Raw genomic sequence first — 23,503 nt, forward strand, 5'->3', positions numbered from 1 at the left:
AAAAAGGCGTTACCCTCAAGTGCATGACTTTGGGGAAACCGCCTTTTCATCAATCATAAAAATAGTTCGTTTCATTCTGTCCAAAACGGTCATTATAATAAAGCTTCAATATCCTCTTCCATATCCAGAGGATCAGTCGTCGCTTCAAAGCGTTTGACCACTTTCCCGTTCCGATCAATCAGGAATTTCGTAAAATTCCATTTGATCGAATCTCCCGCCAAGTATTCAGGATGACGCTCGTGAATTAAAGGAATAAGTATTTTGGCAACCGAATGCGTTTCATCAAAGCCCTCAAAGGGCAACGACGAAGCAAGATATGTAAACAACGGGTGAGCCTGCTTATCACGTACATCCACCTTTTGGAACATCGGGAATGCGACCCCATAATTCAAGGTACAAAATGTATGCACACTGTCATTGGAATCTGGCTCCTGATCGGCAAACTGATTGCACGGAAAACCGAGAATTACCAAACCTCTATCCTTATAGTGATCATACAGACGCTGCAAATCCTGATATTGGAATGTAAACCCGCATTGGCTGGCCGTATTTACAATCAACACCACTTTATCTTTAAAATCACTAAGGGCGATTTCCTTGCCGTTCATTGCAACGGCTGAATAATCATAAATGCTCATTAAGAATAACTCCTCTGTAAGTTATACACCATGCGCCCCCAGGCTGGTTAGACCAGCCGAGCCGCCTTCGGCGGACCATGCAAGCATGTCCGCTAATTGAACTTAATTGGTTGCCGTCTCAAGCACTGGCAGCAAAATTTCAAAGACTTGACCATGCTGCAAAATCGTAATTCCGCGGGATTTGTCCTTCATTACGACTACTTCCGGCTTCTGAGACATACGCTCCAGATAATGCTCGGGTACATCACCAGAATGGCTAACCGTAATTCCTTCAAGCTCGCGTTCTTCGTTTTCAGCAAACTCCGATGTTACGATTTGTTCAAAAATATCGGAGAAAGCCTCAAAATTGTCTGTATATACCGAAATGCATTTCATACTCTTCATCCTTTTCTACACTTAAATGGTTAAACCCTCGTAATCTCTGTCGGGTCTTTAAGCTCTACGTTCCTTATCTTTCCTGATCCGGGACGTTTTCATACGTTTCTTGCCTTCCCTGCATACATCGAGCAACGGACATACCTGACATTGAGGATTTTGGGCTTTACAGTGGTAGCGACCGAAAAAAATGATTCTGTGATGGGTCAAGGACCATTCGTCCCTTGGCACCCTTTTCATCAGCTTTTTTTCAACCTCAAGCACTGAATCGTCCCATCCCGCAAAGCCGAGTCGTTTGGAAACACGCTCTACATGCGTATCTACCGCAATGGCAGGTACATTAAAAGCGGTGGACACAACGACATTAGCCGTCTTGCGCCCAACACCGGGAAGCTTGACCAACTCATCATGCTCAGACGGTATTTCTCCCCCGTACTGGTCTATCAATATACGGCACAGGTTATGAATATGCTTAGCCTTGTTTCGGTACAAGCCGATTCTGCGGATATCCTGCTCCAGCTCTTCAATGGGAACAGCCAAATAATCCTCGGGTGTCTTGTATTTTTGAAACAGGTCTGCCGTTACTTTATTCACCATCTGATCGGAGCATTGAGCGGACAATAACACAGCAATCGTTAATTCAAAAGCATTATCATGGTTCAGCTCACAATGGGCATCCGGAAACATTGTACCGATGGTGTCCAATATATGACGTGCGGTTGCTGCATTCACGGAATCCTACCTCCTACCAAAAAAAACGTCTTGATACGGGATAGCCCGCATCAAGACGGTCACTCTAAATAATCATCCGGAAAGAAACGAATACTATTTGTGCATGACTGCCTGCATAGGCGAGAAATACACTCCTATATTATCATTAACTGTCACAGATTGCACGTGAAAAGTGTGTAATTCCCAAGAATTTTTCATACAATCTGATCTGTTAACGGTTCATCGGATGATCCAGGTCTACATGTCCCATTAAGGATTCCAGGGATTGACCATCTACGAGCAAATCCAGCGTTTTGACTTCCTTGAACTGGAACATCGTTTTCTTCAAAGCGTCGATAGCCAATTCCTCGCCGCCAGCACCCAGACGGGCCTCGTCCGGCAGGGAAATATCAAACGTCAAAGCTCCATTGTCCAATTTGATCTTGTGCACGGAAATTTTGTCGGACCATAACGGTATCAAAGCAGAATCCCCACTTTTTTGCAGAGCTTCAAACGTCTTTTGGAATTTTTCCAGCTCGCTTGGGTAGGTAATTTCCTTTTTCTGTTCCTTCAAGCCTGTCTCTTGTGTATCGGTGTAGTACACCGTAATCTGCTGAGATTGGCGGTCTCCTGTTTTTTCCGTATTCGTCTTGGTGTTTGTAGGCTCCGTTGACGAGGATGCAGGTGTTTGACTCGCTCCGTTACTCTCAACAGTCTGAGTCGATGAATCAGGGGCCGTTTGTTCTGGCGTGCTATTTTGCGCCGCAGACGTTTTTGCTTCCTGAGATGGAGCCGCAGGAGCGGCTGTCTGCTTGGAGGCGCAACCTGCACCTGCAATAGCAAACATTGCCAGCAGACCTGCGATTACGATTTTCTTGTTCATATGTCCCCCTCCTTGCTTGACGTTGGCAAGCGATTTGTTGAAGATTTATTTTACACCAAGATACTCTGTGATGCCATCTGCAATCCCTTGAGCTACCCGGTTTTGGAAATCTTCATCAAACAGTGTGGCTTCCTCTTTCGCATTACTGAGATATCCTACCTCAAGCAAAACAGCAGGCATCGTCGTTTCCCGAATGACATGGAAATTGCCATAACGGATGCCCCGGTCTGTCAAACCTGTCGCTGGAGCAAAGTACTTATGCATGACGTTGGCGAACGCTTTGCTTGCACTACGCTGGTAATACGTCTCTGTACCGTTGGAAGCCGAGCTGCCGCTGCTGTTGGCGTGAATGGACACGAATACGTTGGCATTGAGATTTTCAGCCACTTTTACGCGCTGTTTAAGCTCCAAAAACGTATCATCGCTGCGTGTCAACACAACCTCAAGTTTAGGGTTCTGCTTCAAAATGCTTTCTACTTTCAGAGCCATAGCCAAGTTGAAGGTCTTTTCGTAATTTTTTCTCGAAATCCCAACGGCTCCGGAATCCTTCGCTCCATGACCGGCATCAATAACAACGACTTTTTTGCCATTGCTATTAACTGGTGAGTTCTGTGTATCATCCGGCTGTGAGCTATCTGGTAAAGTAGAGTCAGGTGTTGTATTAACTGAATCCTTCGATGCCAGATCGACGATTACACGATTCGAGCCGTCATTGTATGCGGTGTAATTCATGGCATGCTTCAGATCAATCACAACGCGAACCGTTGAAGGTTCCTTTTGGAATAAAGCATAGCGGATACTGGATACATCCGCTTCATCCTGAATATCCAGTGAACCATTCAAGTTGCTGTCCAGTTTTTGCTGATCCCCAAAGTTGTCAGCAAACGCAGTAGCCGGCAAATCCACAACCACCCGATCAGGGGTTGTCATTGTAAACGCTTTTGGTTTTACCGCACCCGTAGTCGTAATGGTTAAGCGGTTTTGACTGAAACTGATCCCCTGCACCTGCATTACACCTGAACTGGCATTATTCGTTGGTACAGTTACACTTCCTGTATCTATGCTGCTATTCCCGGATTTTGGAGGAGTAAATTCCCCGTTTCCCGACCCGCTGCTGCGGGTATATAATTTTACGGACTTGGAGCTACTGTCCCATTTTACGTCCAGTCCCATTTGCTCGCCGATAAAGCGAAGCGGTACAAGGGCATAATTGGAACGCAGCAGAGGCGAAGCATCCAGACTAATGTCGCTTCCATTGACAGTCGCCGTCTTGCTTCCGATTATCATTCGGATCGAGGTACTGTCCTTCTCAATCGTTATGGTTCGCGCCTGCTGCTTCCATGTCACGTCATAACCTAAATTTTCAGAAATTACGCGTAGCGGAACCATTGTATTTCCACTAATTACTTGTGCCTTAGCACCGCTCGGGACACTTAACTGTTGATCATCGAGATAGATTTGTGTTCCACTCGAAGCCGCATGTCCATAACCCGGAACCGCCCACATGAAGACAAATAATAACAACAAAAAACCAAATTTCTTCATTCGTCACCCTTCCATTCATAATTTTTTTGCCACATGCTCCGGTGCGGCGACCTGATATACGCGCTTATGTAATATCAGACAACCTTTTAGACGTTATTCCACACCAAAAGTTGCGAATATATTCCATCATAACAGAAATATACGTGCCAAAGAACTAGTTTTGTCGAATTTTAGCTAAACATATAGTTCATTCGCTTTGCGGCTAAAGTCATTGCCCGATTACAAAAAAAAGCTGCTTCCTCCCTAAACATAGCTAGGGATGAAAAACAGCTTTTTGGTGAGTTTCATACGATCTCATTTAAAATTTTCAAAATTATGAGTTGATAGAATCACTCGTGTCGTTGACCGTCACAGTCCCCAGATATTCCTTTAGACCGTCCACAATCCCTTCCGCAATCCTTTCCTGTGTTTCTTCCGAGAACATGGCCGCTTCATCAGACAGATTGCTAAGGTAGCCGCATTCCAGCAACACGGCTGGCATTTGGGCCTTTCTCGTCACGATATGATTCGCCACCTTAATCCCGTTATCCTTAAATCCGGTAGCTGCTACAAGATGCTTATGCATCGTTGTTGCCAATCCCAGACTTTCCTGACGTGCATAGTAGGTTTCAGAACCGTTGGCTTTTCCTTTATTGGAGGCCAGCATACTGTTTCCATGGATCGAAACAAACACGCTTGCCTGCTGTTCGTTTGCTAGCTGGGGGCGTTCATCCAGCGTAGGATACGTATCTCCATCGCGGGTCATGACTACCTGAATATCAGGATCGTTTTGCAAGAGCTGCTTGACCTTTAACCCTACAGCCAGTGCAAACTCCTTTTCGTGTCTTCCAGTGATACTGCCTGCTCCAGGATCTCTGCCACCATGCCCTGGATCAATGACGACTATTTTCCGTCCGCCGCTGTTGGTTGGTGTCACAGCCTGATCAACACTGCGTTCACGCAATTGGAGTGTGATTTCACCTGTGCTGTTAGTTGAAAGCTCGTAATCACGTACCTGGTTTAAAGCAATTACAATACGGACGCCGCCCTTTTGTCCATCGGCGGGGGCAAACCTGACTTCCTGCACATCCCCGCTGTCAATATTCGTCAGCACTCGTAATCCATCGCTACGAACCGGAAATTGCTGAGAAAGCTCCGACGTCAGCGCCGCTTCTGCCAGATCCACAACAATGCGGTCAGGTCCCGTCATTTTGGTCACTTTGGGCGTTACATCTCTGTTCAATGAAATCTGTAATGCTTCATCTTGAAAGGTAATGTTTTGTACCAGTAGTGTATTTGCTTTTAGCTGTTCTGTATCCTGCTGCTTGGATGATGAGAATGCATCCTGTGTAAGCTTGTCTGATCCAGCAAGATTTGTAGTCGTCGTTGTTGGCGTAGGTGGTTTTGGTGTGCTTGTGTTCTGCACCTGCGTTTGTGATGATTTTTGGGATGTAGACTGTTTGTCTATCTGCTGAGTTGCCACTTTCTGACTGAGATTCACGGATTTATTTTTATTATTCCAATCTACCTTCAGCCCCATTTGCTCCCCGACAAAACGTAACGGAACCATGGTGGAGTTGCCACGCAGCACAGGAGGTGCATCCAAATTGACCGTTTTTCCATTCACATCAGCCGATGTACGGCCCACATACATGGACATATCCGTGCTGTTTTTTTGGATTGAGATTTTATAGGCTTGTGGTTCCCATTTAAATTGATATCCAAGCTGTTCACCAACCACTCGCAGCGGAACCATGACTTTTCCATTGACCATCTCAGGCTTGGCATCTGCGGGCGCTTCTATCCTTTTTCCATCTAAAAACAAATCTGCTCCAGCCGCATTCACATGAGAGGAGGACGGCCACAACCCAATTAGAATAGCCACCAGTATCAACCAACCATATTTCTTCATCCTCATTCCCCTAACTTAGATATGTATTTTTTGTGCTACTGCATAGGCATAGTCCCTCAGCCATTTTACATTTACCATACCATGCTGAGTCGAACCGTCAACCCCTTATTTACCAATTTATCTTATGAACATGACAAAAGCCCGCAGGCAAAAGAATTGCCAGTACGGGCTTTTTGTCCAACAAACCAGTTCACTTTATCGCTACAAACTCATACTGAGCTGGAATTATGCGCCTTGCTTCGCAGCACGCTTCTGTTCATAAGCCAGAATTTCCGACTCATGCTGGAGCGTCAGGCCAATGTCATCCAGACCTTGCAGCAAAAATTGACGGCGATGCTCATCCAGATCAAAATCAATATGCAGACCATAATCGTCGGTAACTGTTTTTGCGTCCAGGTCTACGTTCAATTGGTAGTTATCATTCTTTGCCGTGCGCTGGAACAAATCCTCTACCTGCTCCTCAGACAGCTTGATCGGCAAAATACCATTTTTAAAACAGTTATTATAAAAGATATCCGCATAAGACGGTGCGATTACGCAACGGAATCCATAATCCATGATCGCCCACGGCGCATGCTCACGTGAGGAGCCACAGCCAAAGTTGGCACGGGAGATCAGAACAGATGCCCCTGCATAGCGAGGCTTGTTCGGTTCAAATTCAGGATTTATATTTCCCGCTTCATCAAAGCGCCACTCGTAAAACAGAAACTGTCCAAACCCTGTGCGCTCAATTCGTTTCAAAAACTGCTTGGGGATAATAGCATCTGTATCTACGTTCACCCGATCCACAGGTGCTACAATCCCTTTTAAAGTTGTGAATGCTTCCATTGTAAATTCCTCCTCCGTATCCTATTGGACTACTGCTTCCTGCTTGAACTTCCAGTCACGCACATCGACAAAATGTCCATGAATCGCCGCAGCGGCTGCCATTGCCGGAGATACGAGGTGAGTCCGTCCTCCACGCCCCTGACGTCCTTCAAAGTTACGGTTCGAGGTCGACGCACAGCGCTGTCCCGGTTGAAGTACATCCGGATTCATTGCAAGGCACATACTGCATCCCGCTTCACGCCACTCAAATCCTGCTTCCTTGAAAATGACGTCCAATCCTTCTTCCTCGGCCTGAATTTTCACACGACCTGAGCCTGGTACGACGATTGCCGTTACCCTGTCGGATACCTGGTAGCCCTTGGCTACCTCGGCCGCAGCGCGCAAATCTTCAATCCGCCCGTTGGTACACGAGCCAATAAATACATAATCAATAGCAATATCTGTGATCGGTGTGCCTGGCTTCAAATCCATATATTCAAGTGCTTTTTCAGCAGCTTTGCGTTCATTCTCTGTTGGCAATTCTGCCGGAATCGGTACAGTAGCGGAAATATTTGTACCCATGCCCGGGCTAGTACCCCAGGTTACTTGCGGAATAAGAGAATCTACATCAAACTCCAGCACAACGTCAAACTCAGCGCCCTCATCTGTTACGAGTTCTTTCCACTCGGCAACCGCCTGCTCAAAAGCAGATCCTTGCGCTACATGTTCACGTCCACGCAAGTAGTTGAAGGTTGTTTCGTCCGGTGCGATCATACCGGCTCTGGCTCCGCCTTCAATGGACATGTTGCACACGGTCATGCGCTCTTCCATGCTCAATTCGCGGATAGATTCACCTGTATACTCAATAACATAACCAGTAGCGAAATCCGTGCCGTATTTGGCGATAACGCCCAAAATCATATCCTTCGCTGTCACACCCGGTTTACGGCGTCCTACAAATCGGACTTCCATCGTTTTTGCTTTGGCTTGCTGGAGACATTGGGTTGCCATGACATGCTCTACTTCGCTGGTTCCAATACCAAAAGCGAGTGCTCCGAACGCGCCATGCGTGGAAGTATGGCTGTCACCACAAACGATTGTTTTCCCCGGATGAGTCAGACCAAGCTCTGGTCCCATAACGTGAACGACACCTTGATCAATCGTATCCAGATCATACAGTGTGACACCGAAATCACGACAATTTTGAGTCAACGTATCAATCTGCTGCTTGGAAATCGGGTCCGTAATATTGTAGCGATCCTTTGTCGGCACGTTATGATCCATTGTCGCAAACGTAAGCTCTGGACGACGCACCTTGCGTCCGCTAAGACGAAGCCCCTCAAACGCCTGCGGCGAGGTCACCTCATGTACTAGATGAAGGTCAATGTACAAAATACTCGGCTTTCCCTCTTCCTGATAGATGACATGGTTATCCCAAATTTTCTCGAACATGGTCTTTTTGCTCATCATAATTCACCCCTGTGTTTTTCGAACCTAGTGTAGAGAAGGCTGTACGGCTTTCTCTTGGATGTCAACAATATACCACGGCATGCTTGATTGATCCAAGATATGATATCTATAGAAGTGATAGGTTAAGGCTATAAGGCGGGTTAAGGCAACATGGGATAGATATTGGTATAAATATGCCATGAACATTTCCCAACGAGACAGCTTTACTTCACATCTGCTTGTGTTTATTGAGGTAACAACGTGTACAAATCATAAACAGAACATATGTTCTGTTTAATAAATTTACAGATAGAAAAATATTCCTAGGTCTGATAGACTACTTGTAAAATGAGGATTTTGCAAAGTCCTGAAATATTAAAAGAGGAGATTATTATGAAGCGCCTACTTACCTTATTGTTAATTTTTGTTGTCTATTTTGGAACGATTCCAACAATTCATGCAAATCCGTCGAATTATCGTATTTTTTTGGATGGAAAGATTGTGACACTTCAATTTGCCCCTCGCATTGAAAGTAACACCCTTATGGTTCCAGTTGTCCCGTTGTTAAAAAAATTAGGCTATACAACTGCTGTAGATCCCGATATTCCTGATCGTGTAAAAATAACAAATTCGAATAATTCGATTACCTTTGTAATTGGTGCTAAAAATATGTATATCAACGGAAAAGAAATTCGTATGCCTATTAGCTCTAAATCATACAATGGAGTAACTTACCTTCCTCTGCGGGCAATTTCGCAAGCGCTCGGGAAACCATTTGGCAGTAACCCAACAGAACAGTACGCCTGGATTGGAGCTGCACCGAGTAAAAACCAAAGTATCCCCCCAGAATTGCAAGGGAAAGATTTTAGAAATGCTGTATGGGGTATGACAGTTCAGCAAATTAAAAGATCCGAGACACTGCCTCTCATCAATGCTGTCACTGAATTGGATGATTACGGCATGAGTAATATGTACTATACTTATTTGGACTACAAAGGTGAATACAACGGGTACAAAGCAGTTTACACTTATATCCTAACTGGGAAGGATAAGAACAACACTAAACTGTATGACGGCCAGATTGTATTTCCTGAAAAATTTAGTAACATGCAAAACTATATAGATCGATTCTTTAAAATTAGTTCTAAAATGCAATTGGCATACGGTACACCAGTTGAAACGGAGCGACCACGAGGAAAAGATCAGAGTAAATGGGCGGAAGACCTGTCTTTAGGTAATCTCTCATTAACCGATTACTACAATGTCGGTCGAAATTCTTATTATATTCGATTGTACAAAAGTATGCATTCTGAATATCCTCAATTAGATATTTTGGTATCCCAAAGATAATATTAGACTTTTTTCAGAGAATCAACACGACAGTGTAATTGATTTTATCGAGTGCTTTGAAGATCGCTATAAGCTCTGCCGGCCCTTTAAGGTCAGCAGAGCTTTTTACTATTTCACTATGAACCCTACTTTTGTCCCATCAGCTTACTATCTAACTGACGACTTACCCGTGGTCCAGCTCCCTGGTTATTATCACAGTATCTAACATATTTAAAATCACCCAGCTATATTCATCGACAATTCCACTTCCTATTCCCCAATACCCCGTATTTGACAAAAACATTACTCTATACACGATGATGTTAACCTCTGGGTTCGTAGATCATATTGTCAACAGATTCGGCCGATTTTTGATGCACTGCGTAGTAAAAAAATCGCTTGACTTGGAGTTAACTCCAAATGCAATAATATCGGATGTAAATAGGTGGAGGGTAATCAGAGTAAACTGCATTTGAATGAAACAATATCTAGGAAAGCGAGGAACAAACAAATGGAATATGTGAAACTTGGAAATACCGGCTTGGATGTATCTCGGCTTTGTCTTGGCTGTATGGGCTTTGGTGTTGCAGAGCGGTGGATTCATCCATGGATACTTGATGAAGAACGCAGTCGTCCAATTATAAAAAAAGCCCTGGAGCTTGGTATCAATTTTTTTGATACTGCGAATGTATATTCAGACGGAACAAGCGAGGAAATTGTTGGGCGGGCTTTAAAGGATTATGCGAATCGAGATGAAATTGTCCTCGCGACGAAGGTTCATTTCCGTATGCATCAAGGTCCCAACGGTGCGGGACTTTCCCGAAAGGCAATCATGAGTGAAATAGATAAGAGCCTTAAGAGACTGGGAACAGATTATGTGGATCTGTACCAAATTCACCGCTGGGATTATAATACTCCCATCGAAGAGACAATGGAAGCATTACATGATGTGGTGAAGGCCGGGAAGGCAAGATATATTGGTGCTTCTGCCATGTACGCATGGCAGTTTCTGAAAGCGTTACATGTAGCTGAGAAAAATGGATGGACCCGGTTTGTATCGATGCAGAATCATTTAAACCTCTTATATCGTGAAGAAGAGAGGGAGATGCTGCCGCTTTGTAAGGAAGAAAAAATCGGTGTGGTTCCATACAGCCCTCTTGCAGGAGGAAGATTGACGCGTAATGCGCAGGAAACAACACATCGTTCCGAAACCGATCAAGTTGCGAAATCTAAATATGATGCGACTGCACATACCGATCGATTGATCGTGGATCAGGTTGCGGCAATCGCAGAACAACGTGGAGTTCCCCGTGTCCAAATTGCACTTGCCTGGTTGCTGCAGAAAGAACCAGTAACAGCTCCCATTATCGGTGCTACGAAAACGTCTCATCTCGAAGAAGCGATAGCTGCGCTCTCGATTACGTTAACACCTGAAGAAATTGCGTTGCTGGAAGATCCATATGTTCCTCATCCGGTAATTGGCGCTCAGTAAATTTTGATGCGATGACCGTTTTGATATAAGAAACGACAAGGACGCCCTATCCATTTACTTGGGGCGTTCTTGTGCGAAAATCGGGAGGTGAAATCTGCATGTTGATAGCAGAAGTAAGTAAAAAATTTGATCTATCACAGGATACACTCCGCTATTATGAACGCATCGGACTTATTCCACGTGTGAACCGCAATAAAAGCGGAATCAGGGATTATACGGAAGAAGACTGCAGGTGGGTTGAATACATCAAATGTATGCGAGCCGTAGGTCTTCCAGTTGAAATTTTGATTGAGTATGTTGGGTTGTTTCAACAGGGTGATGAAACCATGGATGCTAGAAAAGAACTCCTAATCAAGCAACGTAAGCAGCTCAAAACAAGAATGGAAGACATGAAGAACGTGTTGGAACGCATGGATTATAAAATTGCAAGATATGAACAGACAATAGTTGAAAAAGAAAAAACACTAAATAGACCGCAAAATTAGTCTTTTGAATGACCATGTGAAAATCATTCCATAAGTCAGGTCTGTCTACAGTAGTAATATTGGCGTCTGGTTCAGTAAAGAAACTTGTACCTATAGTAAGGATTAGGATCATCGAGTTGGGTAATTACTTATACAAAGGAGTGAAAAATCAATGATTAGTAAAGTCGGTCAAATTATGTTGTATGTAAATAACCAAGATGAGTCACTGGATTTTTGGACAGGAAAAGTAGGATTTAATGTAATTTCTGAAGAAAATAATGGTCAAGGAATGAGATGGATTGAAATTGCTCCTGAAAAGGGTGCAGAAACAAGTATCATTCTCCATAATAAGGAATTCGTTGCTAAAATGTCACCTGAATTAAATCTCGGTACACCTTCTTTAATGTTTTTTTCGGAAAATCTCGATCAGTTACATGGCGACTTATCCAATAAAAATGTCAAAGTCGGAGAAATTGTAAATATGCCTTCAGGCAGAGTATTTAACTTTGCAGATAATGAAGAAAATTACTTTGCTGTAATGGAAAAAAAGTAAATTACGATAAAAATGGGATAACGATCAATCATCCCCCTTTATAAAAGAGTAAAAGCCCTCCGTTTAAGAGGGCTTTTTCATATATGCTGGCCGCAAACTAAAATCATTCGATTGACCTCACTAACCGCCAATCTGGTCCACTCCAACCTCATCTATGTAAAATTCTGGCTCAGTGTAATTAATTTCACATCTTTCCGGGTCAACCTGTTCTACCATAGAAGGGTGATACGCCGTGCTAGGCAGACCATCTTGGGCGGGACGGGTGCGTTCTGCTGCAAATCAGCTACACAGGCTGTCTGGCATGTGCGGCAAGCACGCTTTTATTTTGATTCGAAGCGGAGTTGTCCAGATGTTGAATACCGAATGGGAATACCGTGAGCGCATCAGAAAGCTGGCCGTCTGTATTGTCAAGCATTACCGGGGAAAAGGACCGGACAACGTCAAGGTCTCACTGGAGTCGCCGCTCCGGATTACGGTAGAAATTCGAGGAACCTTGTCCAACCTGTCTGAAATTCTCGTTCATGAAGGGGCCGAGGACAAGGTCAGGGAATATTGGAGCGTTCTTCGTCCTTATCTGGAAAAGGAGTTTATGAGCGAAGCGGAAAAAACACTCGGCAGTCCCTTCACTTACACCTGGGAGGTCTGCCCCTCCGTCCATGGAGACGGACAAATTATCATTACTCTTGAACTACAACACATACACCGGTTGGATTAGTGGGAAGGAGCTTGTCTCCTCGCTCGCGGATAAGCCAGTACAGGATGCAGCGTAAAGCGGCATTTTTGTATTGGCTTTTTTTATGTTACGAGTTTCATCTATTTCATATAAAAAGAGGTGCTGCACACATGGCAGACAAGGTATTGACCGTATGTCCCTACTGCGGAAGCGGTTGCCAGCTTCATTTGCTGGTAGACAAGGGACAGGTAATTGGCGCAGAGCCGGCTGGTGGTCGTACAAATGAAGGAACACTGTGTCTGAAAGGACACTATGGATGGGATTTTCTGAATGACCCACAAATTCTGACTGCACGCTTGCGCAAGCCCCTGATTCGCAAAAATGGGGTTATGGAGGAAGTAGAATGGGAAGAAGCCATCCAGTATACCGCTGAACGCCTTTTAGCAATCAAGGAAAAATACGGACCCGATTCCATTATGGGAACAGGCTCCGCACGCGGTCCGGGAAACGAGGCCAACTATGTCATGCAAAAGTTCATGCGGGCAGTCATTGGCACGAACAATATTGACCATTGCGCTCGTGTATGCCATGGCCCTTCTGTGGCTGGTTTGACATACTCACTCGGGGACGGGGCCATGTCCAACTCAATTCCTGAAATTGAACACTCTGATCTTATTTTCGTGTTTGGGTATAATGCACCCGAAACACATCCGATCGTCGCAAGACGCATTGTAGCTGCCAAGCAAAGAGGTGCCAAAATTATTGTATGCGATCCGCGCATGACTGAAACTGGACGCATTTCAGATATGTGGCTACCTCTAAAAGGCGGTTCGAACATGGCTTTGGTGAATGCTTTTGGTCATGTGCTTGTACATGAAGGACTGTACGACAAACGATATGTGGAAGCAAACACAGAAGGCTTTGCCGAATACGTAGAAAGCATTAAAAAATATACGCCCGAATATGCAGAAGGCATTACGGGGGTCAAGGCGGCTGACATTCGAGCAGCTATGAGGGAATATGCAAAGGCCCCTACCGCTACAATTCTGTATGGAATGGGCGTATGTCAATTTTCACAGGCCGTTGACGTGGTAAAGGGACTCGCCTCTCTTGCACTGTTGACCGGAAATCTGGGCAAGCCGAATGTGGGGATTGGGCCTGTGCGGGGGCAAAACAATGTCCAGGGCTCCTGCGACATGGGCGCATTGCCGAATGTATATCCTGGTTATCAGGATGTAACGGATAGCGCGGTTCGCAAAAAGTTTGAAAAAGCATACGGTGTTGAGCTGCCGCGTAAAAAAGGATATCCCCTTACGGAGGTGCCACACCTCGTCCTGAAGGAGAACAAACTGAAAGCTTATTATATTTTCGGCGAGGACCCTGTACAAAGTGATCCGAACGCCGCCGAGTTACGTGAAGCGCTAGACCAATTGGAATTTGTCGTGGTGCAGGATATTTTCATGAATAAAACGGCGCTGCACGCCGATGTCATCCTCCCTTCTACCTCCTGGGGCGAGCATGATGGTGTGTATTCCTCGGCAGACCGCGGCTTTCAGCGCATTCGCAAAGCGGTCGAGCCGCAAGGTGACGTAAAGCCGGACTGGGCCATTATTAGCGAGGTTGCTACCGCTATGGGCTACCCTATGTCCTATGCAAACACAGAGGAAATTTGGGATGAAATGCGAAGCCTCTGCCCGTTATTCGCTGGTGCAAGCTACCAAAAAATGGAAGATCAAGGCGGCGTGCAATGGCCCTGCCCTACAGAGGATCACCCAGGTACACCGTATTTGTACAAAGGGAATCAATTTTCTACACCTAGTGGCAAAGGCCGATTATTCGCCTGCGAATGGCGTCCACCGCAAGAACAGCCGGATGAGAAATTCCCGCTTGTCTTATCTACAGTACGTGAGGTAGGCCATTACTCCGTGCGTACCATGACTGGCAATTGCCGTGCGCTACGCCAACTGTCTGATGAGCCTGGCTTTATTCAGATTAGCCCGGAAGACGGAGCAGATCTGAACATTCTGGATGGCGAGATTGTTGCCATATCCTCCCGTCGGGGACGCATCATGGCACGGGCACAAATCAGTGACCGTGTGCAACAAGGTGCGACCTACATGACCTATCACTGGTGGGTTGGAGCATGTAACGAGCTGACCGCCGATTTTCTTGATCCGGTGTCCAAAACACCGGAATTAAAATACTGCGCCATCCGGCTGGAACGGATCGCCGACCAAGCGCAGGCCGAACGTGATGTACATGAATCTTACCAACGGATTCGTAAACAGATGAACGTCCAGGAAGCCGTTTTAGCTGATAGGGTGACGAGATGAGCGGCACGCGGAACATGCTGCACAGTTCGGCAAATACCCGGTCAGCTTTGACGAGTAGAATGGGAGCAGCCAGTAGAACAAACGCTGTCGCTTCTTCCTTTGTAGTCGCAGATGCCAGACACTGCATCGGCTGCAAAGCGTGCGAGCTGGCCTGCTTTGCCGTCCACGGACAGAGTAACAACGTGGGCGCTTCTATTGGTACTGTCAACGTGCCGGTAGTGCCCAAGGTGTATGTGGTGCGTAGCGGAAGCACATATGTGCCTGTGCAATGCCGGCATTGTGAGAATGCACCCTGCGCACATGCCTGTCCGGTTCAGGCCATTCGGCAGGAGAACGGTGTGGTCATGATTGATGAGGAACTGTGCATCGGCTGTACCTCTTGTGTATTGGCCTGTCCCTTCGGGGCCATTGAGGTATCTACCGTCTACCGGGAAGGACGAGTCATGACGCAACCCGGCTTGACCGACCGTGCCGCTCACAAGGCTCTCCCCCGGACCGCGGCGGGCAAATGCGACCTCTGCGCAGACACAAACGGAGGACAGCCTGCATGTGTAGAAGCCTGTCCAAACGATGTCCTACGGCTGGCTATAGTCGAGTCCGATCCGCTTCCCGAGCGTCGGCGGGAAGTCTTCTTCCCTCGCCTGTAAGGCCAAAATCAGCCGCAGAAAGGTAGAAATAAGATGTCCATAACAACTAACAATGCCTCTTCGGCTCCTTGTATGGAGACGACAGATTGCACCAACCCCATTATTCATATTGACCCCAGTATGTGTACCGGGTGTAGACGCTGTGCAGGGGTTTGTCCGGTAGATGCCATAGAAGGACAGCCCGGAGAGCCGCAAACCGTGAATGCAGACCGTTGCGTGATCTGTGGCCAGTGTGTACAAATATGCAGCGTATACGCATCCGATTGGGCAGATTCATCTCCACAGGAAGCCGCAAGCAGACGTCAGGAGCGTATGCGTGAGCGCGATATGCCTGCTGACATCGGAGAACCGCTATTCGCTGCCTATTATAGCGGTAGCCTGAATAAGGTGACCGACATGATGACGAAACCGGGACAGTTTCGAATCGTCCAATGTGCTCCAGCCATTCGCGTTTCAATCGCGGAGGAATTTGGTATGCCATTTGGCACGCTCACGCCAGGTAAAATGGCCGCAGCTCTGCGCCGTCTGGGCTTTGACCGGGTATATGACACCAACTTTGGAGCTGATGTCACCATTATGGAGGAAGGTACCGAACTGATTCGTCGTGTAACCGAAGGTGGGCCGCTACCGATGTTTACCTCCTGTTGTCCGGCATGGGTTCGGTTTGCCGAAATTGAATATCCCGATCTGTTGGACCATCTATCCAGTTGCAAATCCCCAATGCAAATGCTAGGCTCGCTGGTCAAAACCTATGGTGCACAACTGGACGAGGTGGAACCTGCGAACATTTATAGCGTTGCGATCATGCCTTGTACCTGCAAGCAATTCGAATGTGATCGTCCTGAAATGGAATCCGACGGGTACCGTGACGTGGATGAGGTACTGACAACGCGTGAACTGGCATACTGGATCAAGAAAAGCGGCATTGATTTTATGAATCTGCCAGATGAAGAATTCGATTCACCGCTAGGACGTTATTCAGGAGCAGGGTCCATTTTTGGTGTAACCGGAGGCGTTATGGAAGCCGCCATCCGTACAGGTTATGAGCTGCTGACGAATGAAAAGCTACCGAAACTCCAACTGGATTTTGTTCGCGGTGAGGAAGGCATTCGAGTCGCGGAGGTTCAGGTGGGCGAGCTACAACTTAAGGTAGCGGTGGTCGCGGGGCTACAACATGCCTATGGGCTGCTGGATCGTGTGCAGGCAGGCGAATGTGATTATCATTTTATTGAGGTAATGGGCTGTCCTGCCGGATGTATTAGCGGAGGCGGTCAACCCAAGCTCATGCTGGAAAAACACCGGATTGAAGCTTACCGTGCACGCAAATCCTCTATTTATGGACATGATGCGGGGCTTCAGGTGCGAAAATCGCATGAAAATCCTCACATTATTAAGCTGTACGATGAATTTTTAGGTGAGCCGCTTGGTCATGTATCGCATCATCTGCTGCACACGACCTTCCAAAAGCGCGGACCAGGCAAGCAAAGCCGTAGCTGTGATGCTCCCGCTAAAGAGAATACAGGTAACTCCATTCATTAGCACGTTAAGTTAAAAGGGTGAACCATGGCGGCATCCTGCCTCTCCATGCTTAATAAGAGGCTACTGAGTCTTATCCGTGTTCATCCTGTGCTCATCATGTTCTGAACCAACAAAAACTGCATTTTAAAACTTTTTTTGATACGGTATCCATTGTATTTTGTCGTTAGTTAGAAAGGAGTCGAGTTGTATGAACCGTTTTGTTTTAGCTGATCCCGATCAGTGTATCGGTTGTCGTACCTGTGAAATCGCATGTGTCATCGCACATTCAGCAGGTAACCCTTTTATCTCGCCAGATGACGAATTTCATTTTCACCCACGTCTGAAGGTTATTAAATCCATTGGAGTCACTGCCCCTGTCCAATGCCGTCACTGTGAGGATGCTCCTTGTGCCAACGCTTGCCCGAACGGCTCCATTACAAACGCGGACGGCTGTATTCTCATTAACAGCGAGAGCTGTATCGGTTGTAAAACCTGTATGATCGCCTGCCCTTACGGCGCCATTACCATGGTACCCGAATATCGGGACGGGCGAGCTGTAGTTCAGGACGGACTGTACACCAATGTGTCAGGGCGTTTGCAGCCCAAGGAACGCATGATTGCCAGCAAATGTGATCTGTGTGAAGGCATAGAGGGTGGTCCCGCCTGCATTGGAAAATGCCCAACACGTGCCCTCAAGCTGGTTGAGCCAGATCTGATTCACGCCCGTGTTGAGGAAAAGCGAGCTGCGAGCGCACGCCAGTTACTGCATATGACGCGCATTCCGGCAACGGGTCTCTGACATGACTGAAGCCCTTCCCCTGCAAAAGGATACGCGGACCGAGCGGGATGCGCTAGGGGAAATGGAGATTCCCGCCAATGCCTATTACGGCATTCATACCGCACGTGCGATGAACAACTTTGCGGTCAGCGGCAGACCTGTGAACCGGAAGCTGATTCACGCTCTCGTGCTGGTAAAAAAGGCAGCCGCTCAAGTGAACTGTGAGCAGAAACGGCTCCCTCCCCACCGGGCGGCTGCAATGATAGACGCCTGCGATGAATTGCTCGCCGGACGGCATCTGGATATGTTTACAGTCGATGCCCTGCAGGGCGGTGCAGGCACCAGCACCAACATGAACGTCAATGAGGTCATTGCTAATTTGGCGATTATGCGGCTTGGTGGAAAACCCGGACAGTACGAGCTGGTACATCCGTTGGATGATGTGAACTGCTGCCAGTCCACGAACGATGTTTATCCCACAGCATTACGAATTGCAGCCATTCGACTGCTTCGCCCCTTATGCGATGCGATGGCTTCGTTACAGGAGTCTTTACAGCACAAAGAATCGGAATATGCCGATCTGCTCAAGCTAGGTCGCACACAGCTAATGGGTGCCCTGCCCATGATGGCGGGGCAAGGCTTTGGCGCTTATGCAAAGGCTGTGGCACGTGACCGCTGGCGTCTTTACAAAGCCGAGGAACGGCTGCGGGAAATCCCTATTGGTGGTACGGCGATTGGCACAGGCATGAATGCGCCTCGCGCTTACAGCTATCGGATGGTCGAGAAGCTGGCGGACGAGACTGGCTTTGGGCTATCCCGAAGTGACCACCCGATGGACCCGATTCAGAATATGGATGTCTTTGTGGAGGTATCCGGTCTGCTCAAAGCCGCCGCTGTGAACCTGTTCAAAATATCAGGCGATTTTCGCCTGCTGGCCTCCGGTCCTCTCGGCGGTATTGGCGAGTTCACTCTGCCTCCAGTTCAGGCCGGATCATCCATTATGCCCGGCAAGGTTAACCCGGTGATGGCTGAACTGGCCGGACTAACGGCGTTGCGCGTGATAGCCGAAGATGCAGCGATTACGATGGCGGCTGCCTCCGGGCAGCTAGAGCTGAACGCGTTCCTGCCGCTGATTGCCGAATCGCTGCTGGAATCGCTACATATTCTGGACGGTTCGGTTCGGCTGTTCGAGGAACGATGTGTGCGCGGTCTGATCGTAAGCGAGGAACGCTGTTCAGATAACCTGCGTAACTCCGCTGTGATGGCTTCTGCGCTGGTCGCGGAGCTTGGCTATGATGAAGCTGCCTCCATCGCCTCAGCAGCCATTGCCGAGGGCCACGCACCGGAGGATATTGCCGAAGAACGCGGTCTGCTGACACGCTCGCGCATTGAGCAATTGTGTCATCCCTATACAGTAACTAAGCCCGGAATTCCAGGGCAGGAAGAAGGAATTCACGTTGGGAATGAATGATACCCCCCGTAGCAGCCGACCGCACATCGCCCTGCTCGGTCGCCGCAACGCTGGCAAATCCAGCATTTTGAACACCCTGACCGGCCAGCCCGCCGCCGTGGTATCTCCCGTAGGAGGAACGACCACGGACCCGGTTTTCAAGCCGATGGAGCTGCTCCCTGCTGGCCCCATTGTTCTGGTGGATACCGCCGGACTGGACGATGAGGGTGAGATCGGAGCGCTGCGCCGCAACAAAACGCTAGAAATATTAAATAGCACGGATCTGGCGCTGCTAGTCATCGATGCTGCTGTTGGGGTTAGCGCATTTGAACATGGGCTACTCGAAAAGCTGTATGCCAAGAAGATTCCCGTCATTGGTGTATTAAACAAGACGGACATCTTGGCAGAGGCAGAGAAAATGACCGCAACCCTAAAGGCTGAACTGGATTTACCCCTCATTCCTTTCAGTGCCTCTAAGCTATGGGGAGACGCGGAACTGAAAAAAGCCATCATTGATGCCCTTCCCCAAAATGAGGATCGTTTCCGTATCGTTGGTGACCTGCTGTCACCCGGCGATTTTGTCGTGCTGGTCGTTCCGATCGATAAAGCTGCGCCCAAAGGCCGGCTGATTCTGCCACAGCAGCAAACGATCCGTGATACGTTGGAGAGCGACGCCATCGCCGTAGTGACCAAAGAGCATGAGCTACGACTAACGCTGGAGCAATTGGGACGCAAGCCTCGCTTGGTCATTACCGATTCACAGGCTTTTATGAAGGTAGCAGCAGACACTCCCAAGGATGTGCCCCTGACTTCCTTTTCCATCCTGTTCGCCCGTCATAAAGGTGACCTTGACGAACTCGTACGAGGTGCAAGAGCCATTGACCGTCTCAAGGATGGTGACCGCGTACTCATTGCTGAAGCCTGCACGCACCAATGTCAGTCTGACGATATCGGTCGTGTGAAAATCCCCCGTTGGCTCCGTCAAACGATAGGCAAACGTCTCATCATCGAGCACGCATCCGGTTCCAGCTTTCCTGCCGATCTGAGCGAATATGCGCTGGTTATTCACTGCGGGGCCTGCATGCTCAATCGACGTACCATGCTGCACCGGATGGCAGAAACGGAAGCCGCCGGGGTACCCATTGTGAACTATGGTATTTTCATCGCCTATGTTCAGGGAGTCTTCCCCCGTGCCATCGAATGCTTCCCATCCGCTATGCTGGCATGGGAGCAAGCCGTTGGTGCTGGCAACCATTCCTGAATGAGACGAATCATTGAAGCAACAAATTCCGCCCCATACACGCAAAAGCAGCCGCGCTGATTCTCACGCGGCTGCTTTTTATTTGCCCAATTCCAAAGAGAAGGTCGATATTCTAAAAATACAAATCCCGCTCGCCCGCTTCTAAGCGTTCCAGCTTATCAAGTGTCAAACGGCGTGCCGACTCACGCGGGATACGCTCCAAATTATCACGCAGGGCTTCAGCTCCCAGCTCACGTGCCTCTTCATCTCCATAATCCAACAGAAATTCCTGAAAAGTCAGCAGCGAATTCGGCTGGCATACATTGTGAATCTGCCCTGATTTAGCAAGCTCCATGAACCGATCTCCGGTTCTTCCTTCGCGATAGCAGGCTGTGCAATAGCTTGGCATATATCCGCCACGACACAGACTTTTGATGATTTCCATCGGCGAACGATGATCCCCGACCTCGAACTGAGGTTTATCTTCCGTATCCTGTTTTGCATATGCCCCTACACCCGTAGCTGAACCTGCACTAATTTGTGACACACCCAGACCAATAACACGGTCTCTGTATTCCGGTTCTTCACGTGTAGACAAAATCATACCTGCATAAGGAACAGCCAGCCGGAGAACGGACACAATTTTCATAAAATCCTCGTCGTCGACCAAATACGGATAGCGATCCAGATCCACATTTTCAGCCGGACGTAACCGTGGAACCGAAACCGTGTGAGGACCACAGCCAAACACTTCCTCCAGATGCTCAGCATGCTTAAGCATAGCTATCGTCTCATAACGAAAATCGTATAAACCATACAACACACCAATACCCACATCGTCTATCCCTGCTCGCATAGCGCGGTCCATGGCAGTCGTGTGCCAGTCATAATTCCGTTTTGGCCCTTGAAGATGATATTTGCGGTAGCTTTCGCGATGATACGTTTCCTGGAACAAAATATACGTACCAATTCCTACCTCTGCCAGCTTCCGATAGTCTTCTTCGGTTGTGGAAGCAATATTGACGTTGATTCGGCGTATGCTGCCATTGTCCACTTTAACCTCATAGATCTGACGCAGACAATCGACGATATAATCAATCGGACAATTGAGCGGATCCTCCCCCGCTTCCAGTACGAGGCGCTTATGCCCCAACTCCTGAAGCACTCTGACCTCCTCGACCAGTTCCTCCGGCGTCAAACGGCTGCGGGTAAAGCTGTCATTGGTATGCTTATAGCCACAGTATTCGCAGTTATTGACGCAGTGGTTACTTACGTATAGGGGAGCAAACAGCACAATCCGATTGCCGTAAATCTGCTCTTTCACCGCCCGTGAGGATCTAAACATTTCTTCCAGTAGTTCAGGATCATCCACATGCAAAAGAGCCGCCGCTTCAGTTGCACTCAACCCCCGGCAAGCTCTTCCCTTCTCCAAAATGTCTAAAATACGGTTGCGATCTGTTGCTTCCTGCTTTCCCTGCTCCACCGCTGCCATAATCTCTGCCTCATTAATGAAATCCGCCGACACTTTCTCCCGTACTTCACTCACGTAGATCCATCTCCCTTATTATGGTGAGGATTTCGCAAAATCCTTATGGTTAACTATGTTTCTTTTATTGACTCATGAGCTGTCGTTGTACCCTCAGACTATCGCCACGCCCCATATCGACTTCAAACCCCGCTCCACGGATACGCAGCTCCAGACAATGTCTGCATTGGGCAGATTCATCGCCCAAACATATTTTATTTTCATAAATGGCATACTTCGGCCTCACCGCGAGTGGTGACAAATTGGGCATAACTACATTCGCCCCTGCCTGAAGCGCCTTCTCCCGGCCTTGGGGATGAATCGTTCCCATCGCCGTGGATGCTGGAATTAGCGCGTCTGGGACGACCAACCGGGACAACGAAACGATATCCAGTGCCTTTTCCATGCTTCCCTGACCGGCATCCCGGAGCGGCGTGTTGCTATGCGGTAAAAACGGACCAATCCCGATCATATCCGGCGATAGACTGTGCAAATAGACCAAATCGTCTGCCAAATCACTGTTCGTTTGTCCGGGCAACCCCACCATACATCCAGCCCCGATCTGAAATCCGATTCGCTGCAACGCGAGGAGTCGACTGCGCCTGCTTTCTATCGTCATCGTCGGATGCAGCTTGGCGTACAAATGCGGTGAAGCTGTCTCATGCCGTAGCAAAAAGCGGTCCGCCCCCGCCTCGTATAGTAGCTCATAGGTTTCATCATCCCGTTCACCAATAGACAATGTAACCGCCACATCGGTAAAACGGCTTTTGATCTCCCGAATCAGCTTCGCCAGCCGTGCTGCCGTGAACCAGTAATCTTCGCCGCTTTGCAGTACAAAGGTCCGATATCCCAGCTCATACCCCTCCGCGCAACAGGCCAAAATTTCTTCCGGTCGCAAACGATAGCGATCCGCCTGTTTATTCGAGGCACGTAGCCCGCAATACATGCAGTCCTGACGACATATGCTGGAGAATTCAATTAATCCACGTAAAAAAACACCTTTGCCGTAACGCTCCATTTTGATGCGAGCTGCCAATTTTCGTAACTGTGCCCGCACCGTTGGTTCTTCCTCCAGACGTGCCAGCAGCTCCGTCATTTCCGTATGCGTCCATTCCTTGCCTTCAGCCAGACGCAGTAATAATTCGTCCGTGACTCATCCCTTCTTCCCTTGTCCCTCTGGACTCCACGTCGTCAGCAGCTTG

General features: G+C 47.9%; 21 protein-coding genes. 11 read left to right on the plus strand and 10 right to left on the minus strand.

Annotated elements, in window-relative coordinates; all coding sequences use genetic code 11:
* Positions 1 to 92: 92 nt before the first annotated feature.
* The 8 genes from E0698_RS04625 to leuC form a co-directional block, all read right to left on the minus strand.
* On the minus strand, positions 93 to 638 hold the full coding sequence (locus E0698_RS04625) for a glutathione peroxidase (protein ID WP_025683281.1): 546 nt from the start codon (positions 636 to 638) through the stop codon (positions 93 to 95).
* A gap of 102 nt (positions 639 to 740) precedes the next feature.
* Positions 741 to 1,013: a hypothetical protein gene (locus E0698_RS04630; protein WP_014282011.1), complete on the minus strand. Its 273-nt coding sequence runs from the start codon at positions 1,011 to 1,013 to the stop codon at positions 741 to 743.
* Between the two features lie 57 nt (positions 1,014 to 1,070).
* A complete protein-coding gene (nth, locus tag E0698_RS04635) occupies positions 1,071 to 1,745 on the minus strand; it encodes an endonuclease III (protein WP_025683283.1) in 675 nt (224 codons plus the stop codon).
* 211 nt (positions 1,746 to 1,956) lie between these two features.
* Complete coding sequence (locus tag E0698_RS04640; RefSeq protein ID WP_134913994.1) at positions 1,957 to 2,607, minus strand: GerMN domain-containing protein; 651 nt, start codon at positions 2,605 to 2,607, stop codon at positions 1,957 to 1,959.
* Positions 2,608 to 2,652: 45 nt separating this feature from the next.
* Positions 2,653 to 4,152, minus strand: a complete 1,500-nt coding sequence (locus tag E0698_RS04645) for an N-acetylmuramoyl-L-alanine amidase family protein (RefSeq protein WP_192510781.1) — start codon at positions 4,150 to 4,152, stop codon at positions 2,653 to 2,655.
* 313 nt (positions 4,153 to 4,465) lie between these two features.
* Complete coding sequence (locus E0698_RS04650; protein WP_192510782.1) at positions 4,466 to 6,043, minus strand: N-acetylmuramoyl-L-alanine amidase family protein; 1,578 nt, start codon at positions 6,041 to 6,043, stop codon at positions 4,466 to 4,468.
* A gap of 225 nt (positions 6,044 to 6,268) precedes the next feature.
* Positions 6,269 to 6,871, minus strand: a complete 603-nt coding sequence (gene leuD / locus E0698_RS04655; RefSeq protein ID WP_025683287.1) for a 3-isopropylmalate dehydratase small subunit — start codon at positions 6,869 to 6,871, stop codon at positions 6,269 to 6,271.
* Between the two features lie 21 nt (positions 6,872 to 6,892).
* Positions 6,893 to 8,317, minus strand: coding sequence for a 3-isopropylmalate dehydratase large subunit (gene leuC / locus E0698_RS04660; protein WP_192510783.1), 1,425 nt, complete (start codon positions 8,315 to 8,317; stop codon positions 6,893 to 6,895).
* A 330-nt stretch (positions 8,318 to 8,647) separates the two neighbouring features.
* On the opposite strand from leuC, the gene E0698_RS04665 reads away from it, so the two are divergent.
* The 11 genes from E0698_RS04665 to hydF all read left to right on the plus strand — a co-directional run bounded on the left by E0698_RS04665 (position 8,648) and on the right by hydF (position 20,797).
* Entirely contained in the window at positions 8,648 to 9,649 is a 1,002-nt protein-coding gene (locus E0698_RS04665) for a copper amine oxidase N-terminal domain-containing protein (protein WP_192510784.1), read from the plus strand.
* Positions 9,650 to 10,139: 490 nt separating this feature from the next.
* Positions 10,140 to 11,120 carry an aldo/keto reductase gene (locus E0698_RS04670; protein WP_192510785.1) on the plus strand — a complete coding sequence of 327 codons (981 nt, stop codon included), beginning with the start codon at positions 10,140 to 10,142 and terminating at the stop codon, positions 11,118 to 11,120.
* A gap of 98 nt (positions 11,121 to 11,218) precedes the next feature.
* Entirely contained in the window at positions 11,219 to 11,605 is a 387-nt protein-coding gene (locus tag E0698_RS04675) for a MerR family transcriptional regulator (protein ID WP_192510786.1), read from the plus strand.
* 151 nt (positions 11,606 to 11,756) lie between these two features.
* Complete coding sequence (locus E0698_RS04680; protein WP_044647562.1) at positions 11,757 to 12,137, plus strand: VOC family protein; 381 nt, start codon at positions 11,757 to 11,759, stop codon at positions 12,135 to 12,137.
* A 232-nt stretch (positions 12,138 to 12,369) separates the two neighbouring features.
* Entirely contained in the window at positions 12,370 to 12,852 is a 483-nt protein-coding gene (locus E0698_RS04685; RefSeq protein ID WP_238353859.1) for a DUF2294 domain-containing protein, read from the plus strand.
* Between the two features lie 128 nt (positions 12,853 to 12,980).
* The gene (gene fdhF, locus E0698_RS04690) at positions 12,981 to 15,143 is read left to right on the plus strand and encodes a formate dehydrogenase subunit alpha (protein WP_192510787.1); all 2,163 of its coding nucleotides are present in this window, start codon (positions 12,981 to 12,983) and stop codon (positions 15,141 to 15,143) included.
* The gene (locus E0698_RS04695; protein ID WP_192510788.1) at positions 15,140 to 15,790 is read left to right on the plus strand and encodes a 4Fe-4S dicluster domain-containing protein; all 651 of its coding nucleotides are present in this window, start codon (positions 15,140 to 15,142) and stop codon (positions 15,788 to 15,790) included. Before fdhF ends, E0698_RS04695 begins: the two co-directional genes overlap by 4 nt.
* 33 nt (positions 15,791 to 15,823) lie before the next feature.
* A complete protein-coding gene (locus E0698_RS04700) occupies positions 15,824 to 17,329 on the plus strand; it encodes a [FeFe] hydrogenase, group A (RefSeq protein WP_238353860.1) in 1,506 nt (501 codons plus the stop codon).
* 187 nt (positions 17,330 to 17,516) lie between these two features.
* The gene (locus tag E0698_RS04705; protein WP_192510789.1) at positions 17,517 to 18,107 is read left to right on the plus strand and encodes a 4Fe-4S dicluster domain-containing protein; all 591 of its coding nucleotides are present in this window, start codon (positions 17,517 to 17,519) and stop codon (positions 18,105 to 18,107) included.
* A gap of 1 nt (position 18,108) precedes the next feature.
* The gene (locus tag E0698_RS04710; RefSeq protein WP_192510790.1) at positions 18,109 to 19,557 is read left to right on the plus strand and encodes an aspartate ammonia-lyase; all 1,449 of its coding nucleotides are present in this window, start codon (positions 18,109 to 18,111) and stop codon (positions 19,555 to 19,557) included.
* Complete coding sequence (hydF, locus tag E0698_RS04715; RefSeq protein WP_192510791.1) at positions 19,544 to 20,797, plus strand: [FeFe] hydrogenase H-cluster maturation GTPase HydF; 1,254 nt, start codon at positions 19,544 to 19,546, stop codon at positions 20,795 to 20,797. Before E0698_RS04710 ends, hydF begins: the two co-directional genes overlap by 14 nt.
* A gap of 112 nt (positions 20,798 to 20,909) precedes the next feature.
* On the opposite strand, the gene hydG is transcribed toward hydF, so the two are convergent.
* Positions 20,910 to 22,322 (minus strand): [FeFe] hydrogenase H-cluster radical SAM maturase HydG, encoded by a 1,413-nt coding sequence (hydG, locus tag E0698_RS04720; RefSeq protein WP_134913979.1) that lies wholly within the window; start codon positions 22,320 to 22,322, stop codon positions 20,910 to 20,912.
* A 64-nt stretch (positions 22,323 to 22,386) separates the two neighbouring features.
* Positions 22,387 to 23,430, minus strand: a complete 1,044-nt coding sequence (hydE, locus tag E0698_RS04725) for a [FeFe] hydrogenase H-cluster radical SAM maturase HydE (RefSeq protein ID WP_223264385.1) — start codon at positions 23,428 to 23,430, stop codon at positions 22,387 to 22,389.
* Positions 23,431 to 23,503 lie beyond the last annotated feature (73 nt).

The sequence above is a fragment of the Paenibacillus sp. 23TSA30-6 genome (genome assembly GCF_014858585.1).
Taxonomy (GTDB): Bacteria; Bacillota; Bacilli; order Paenibacillales; family Paenibacillaceae; genus Paenibacillus.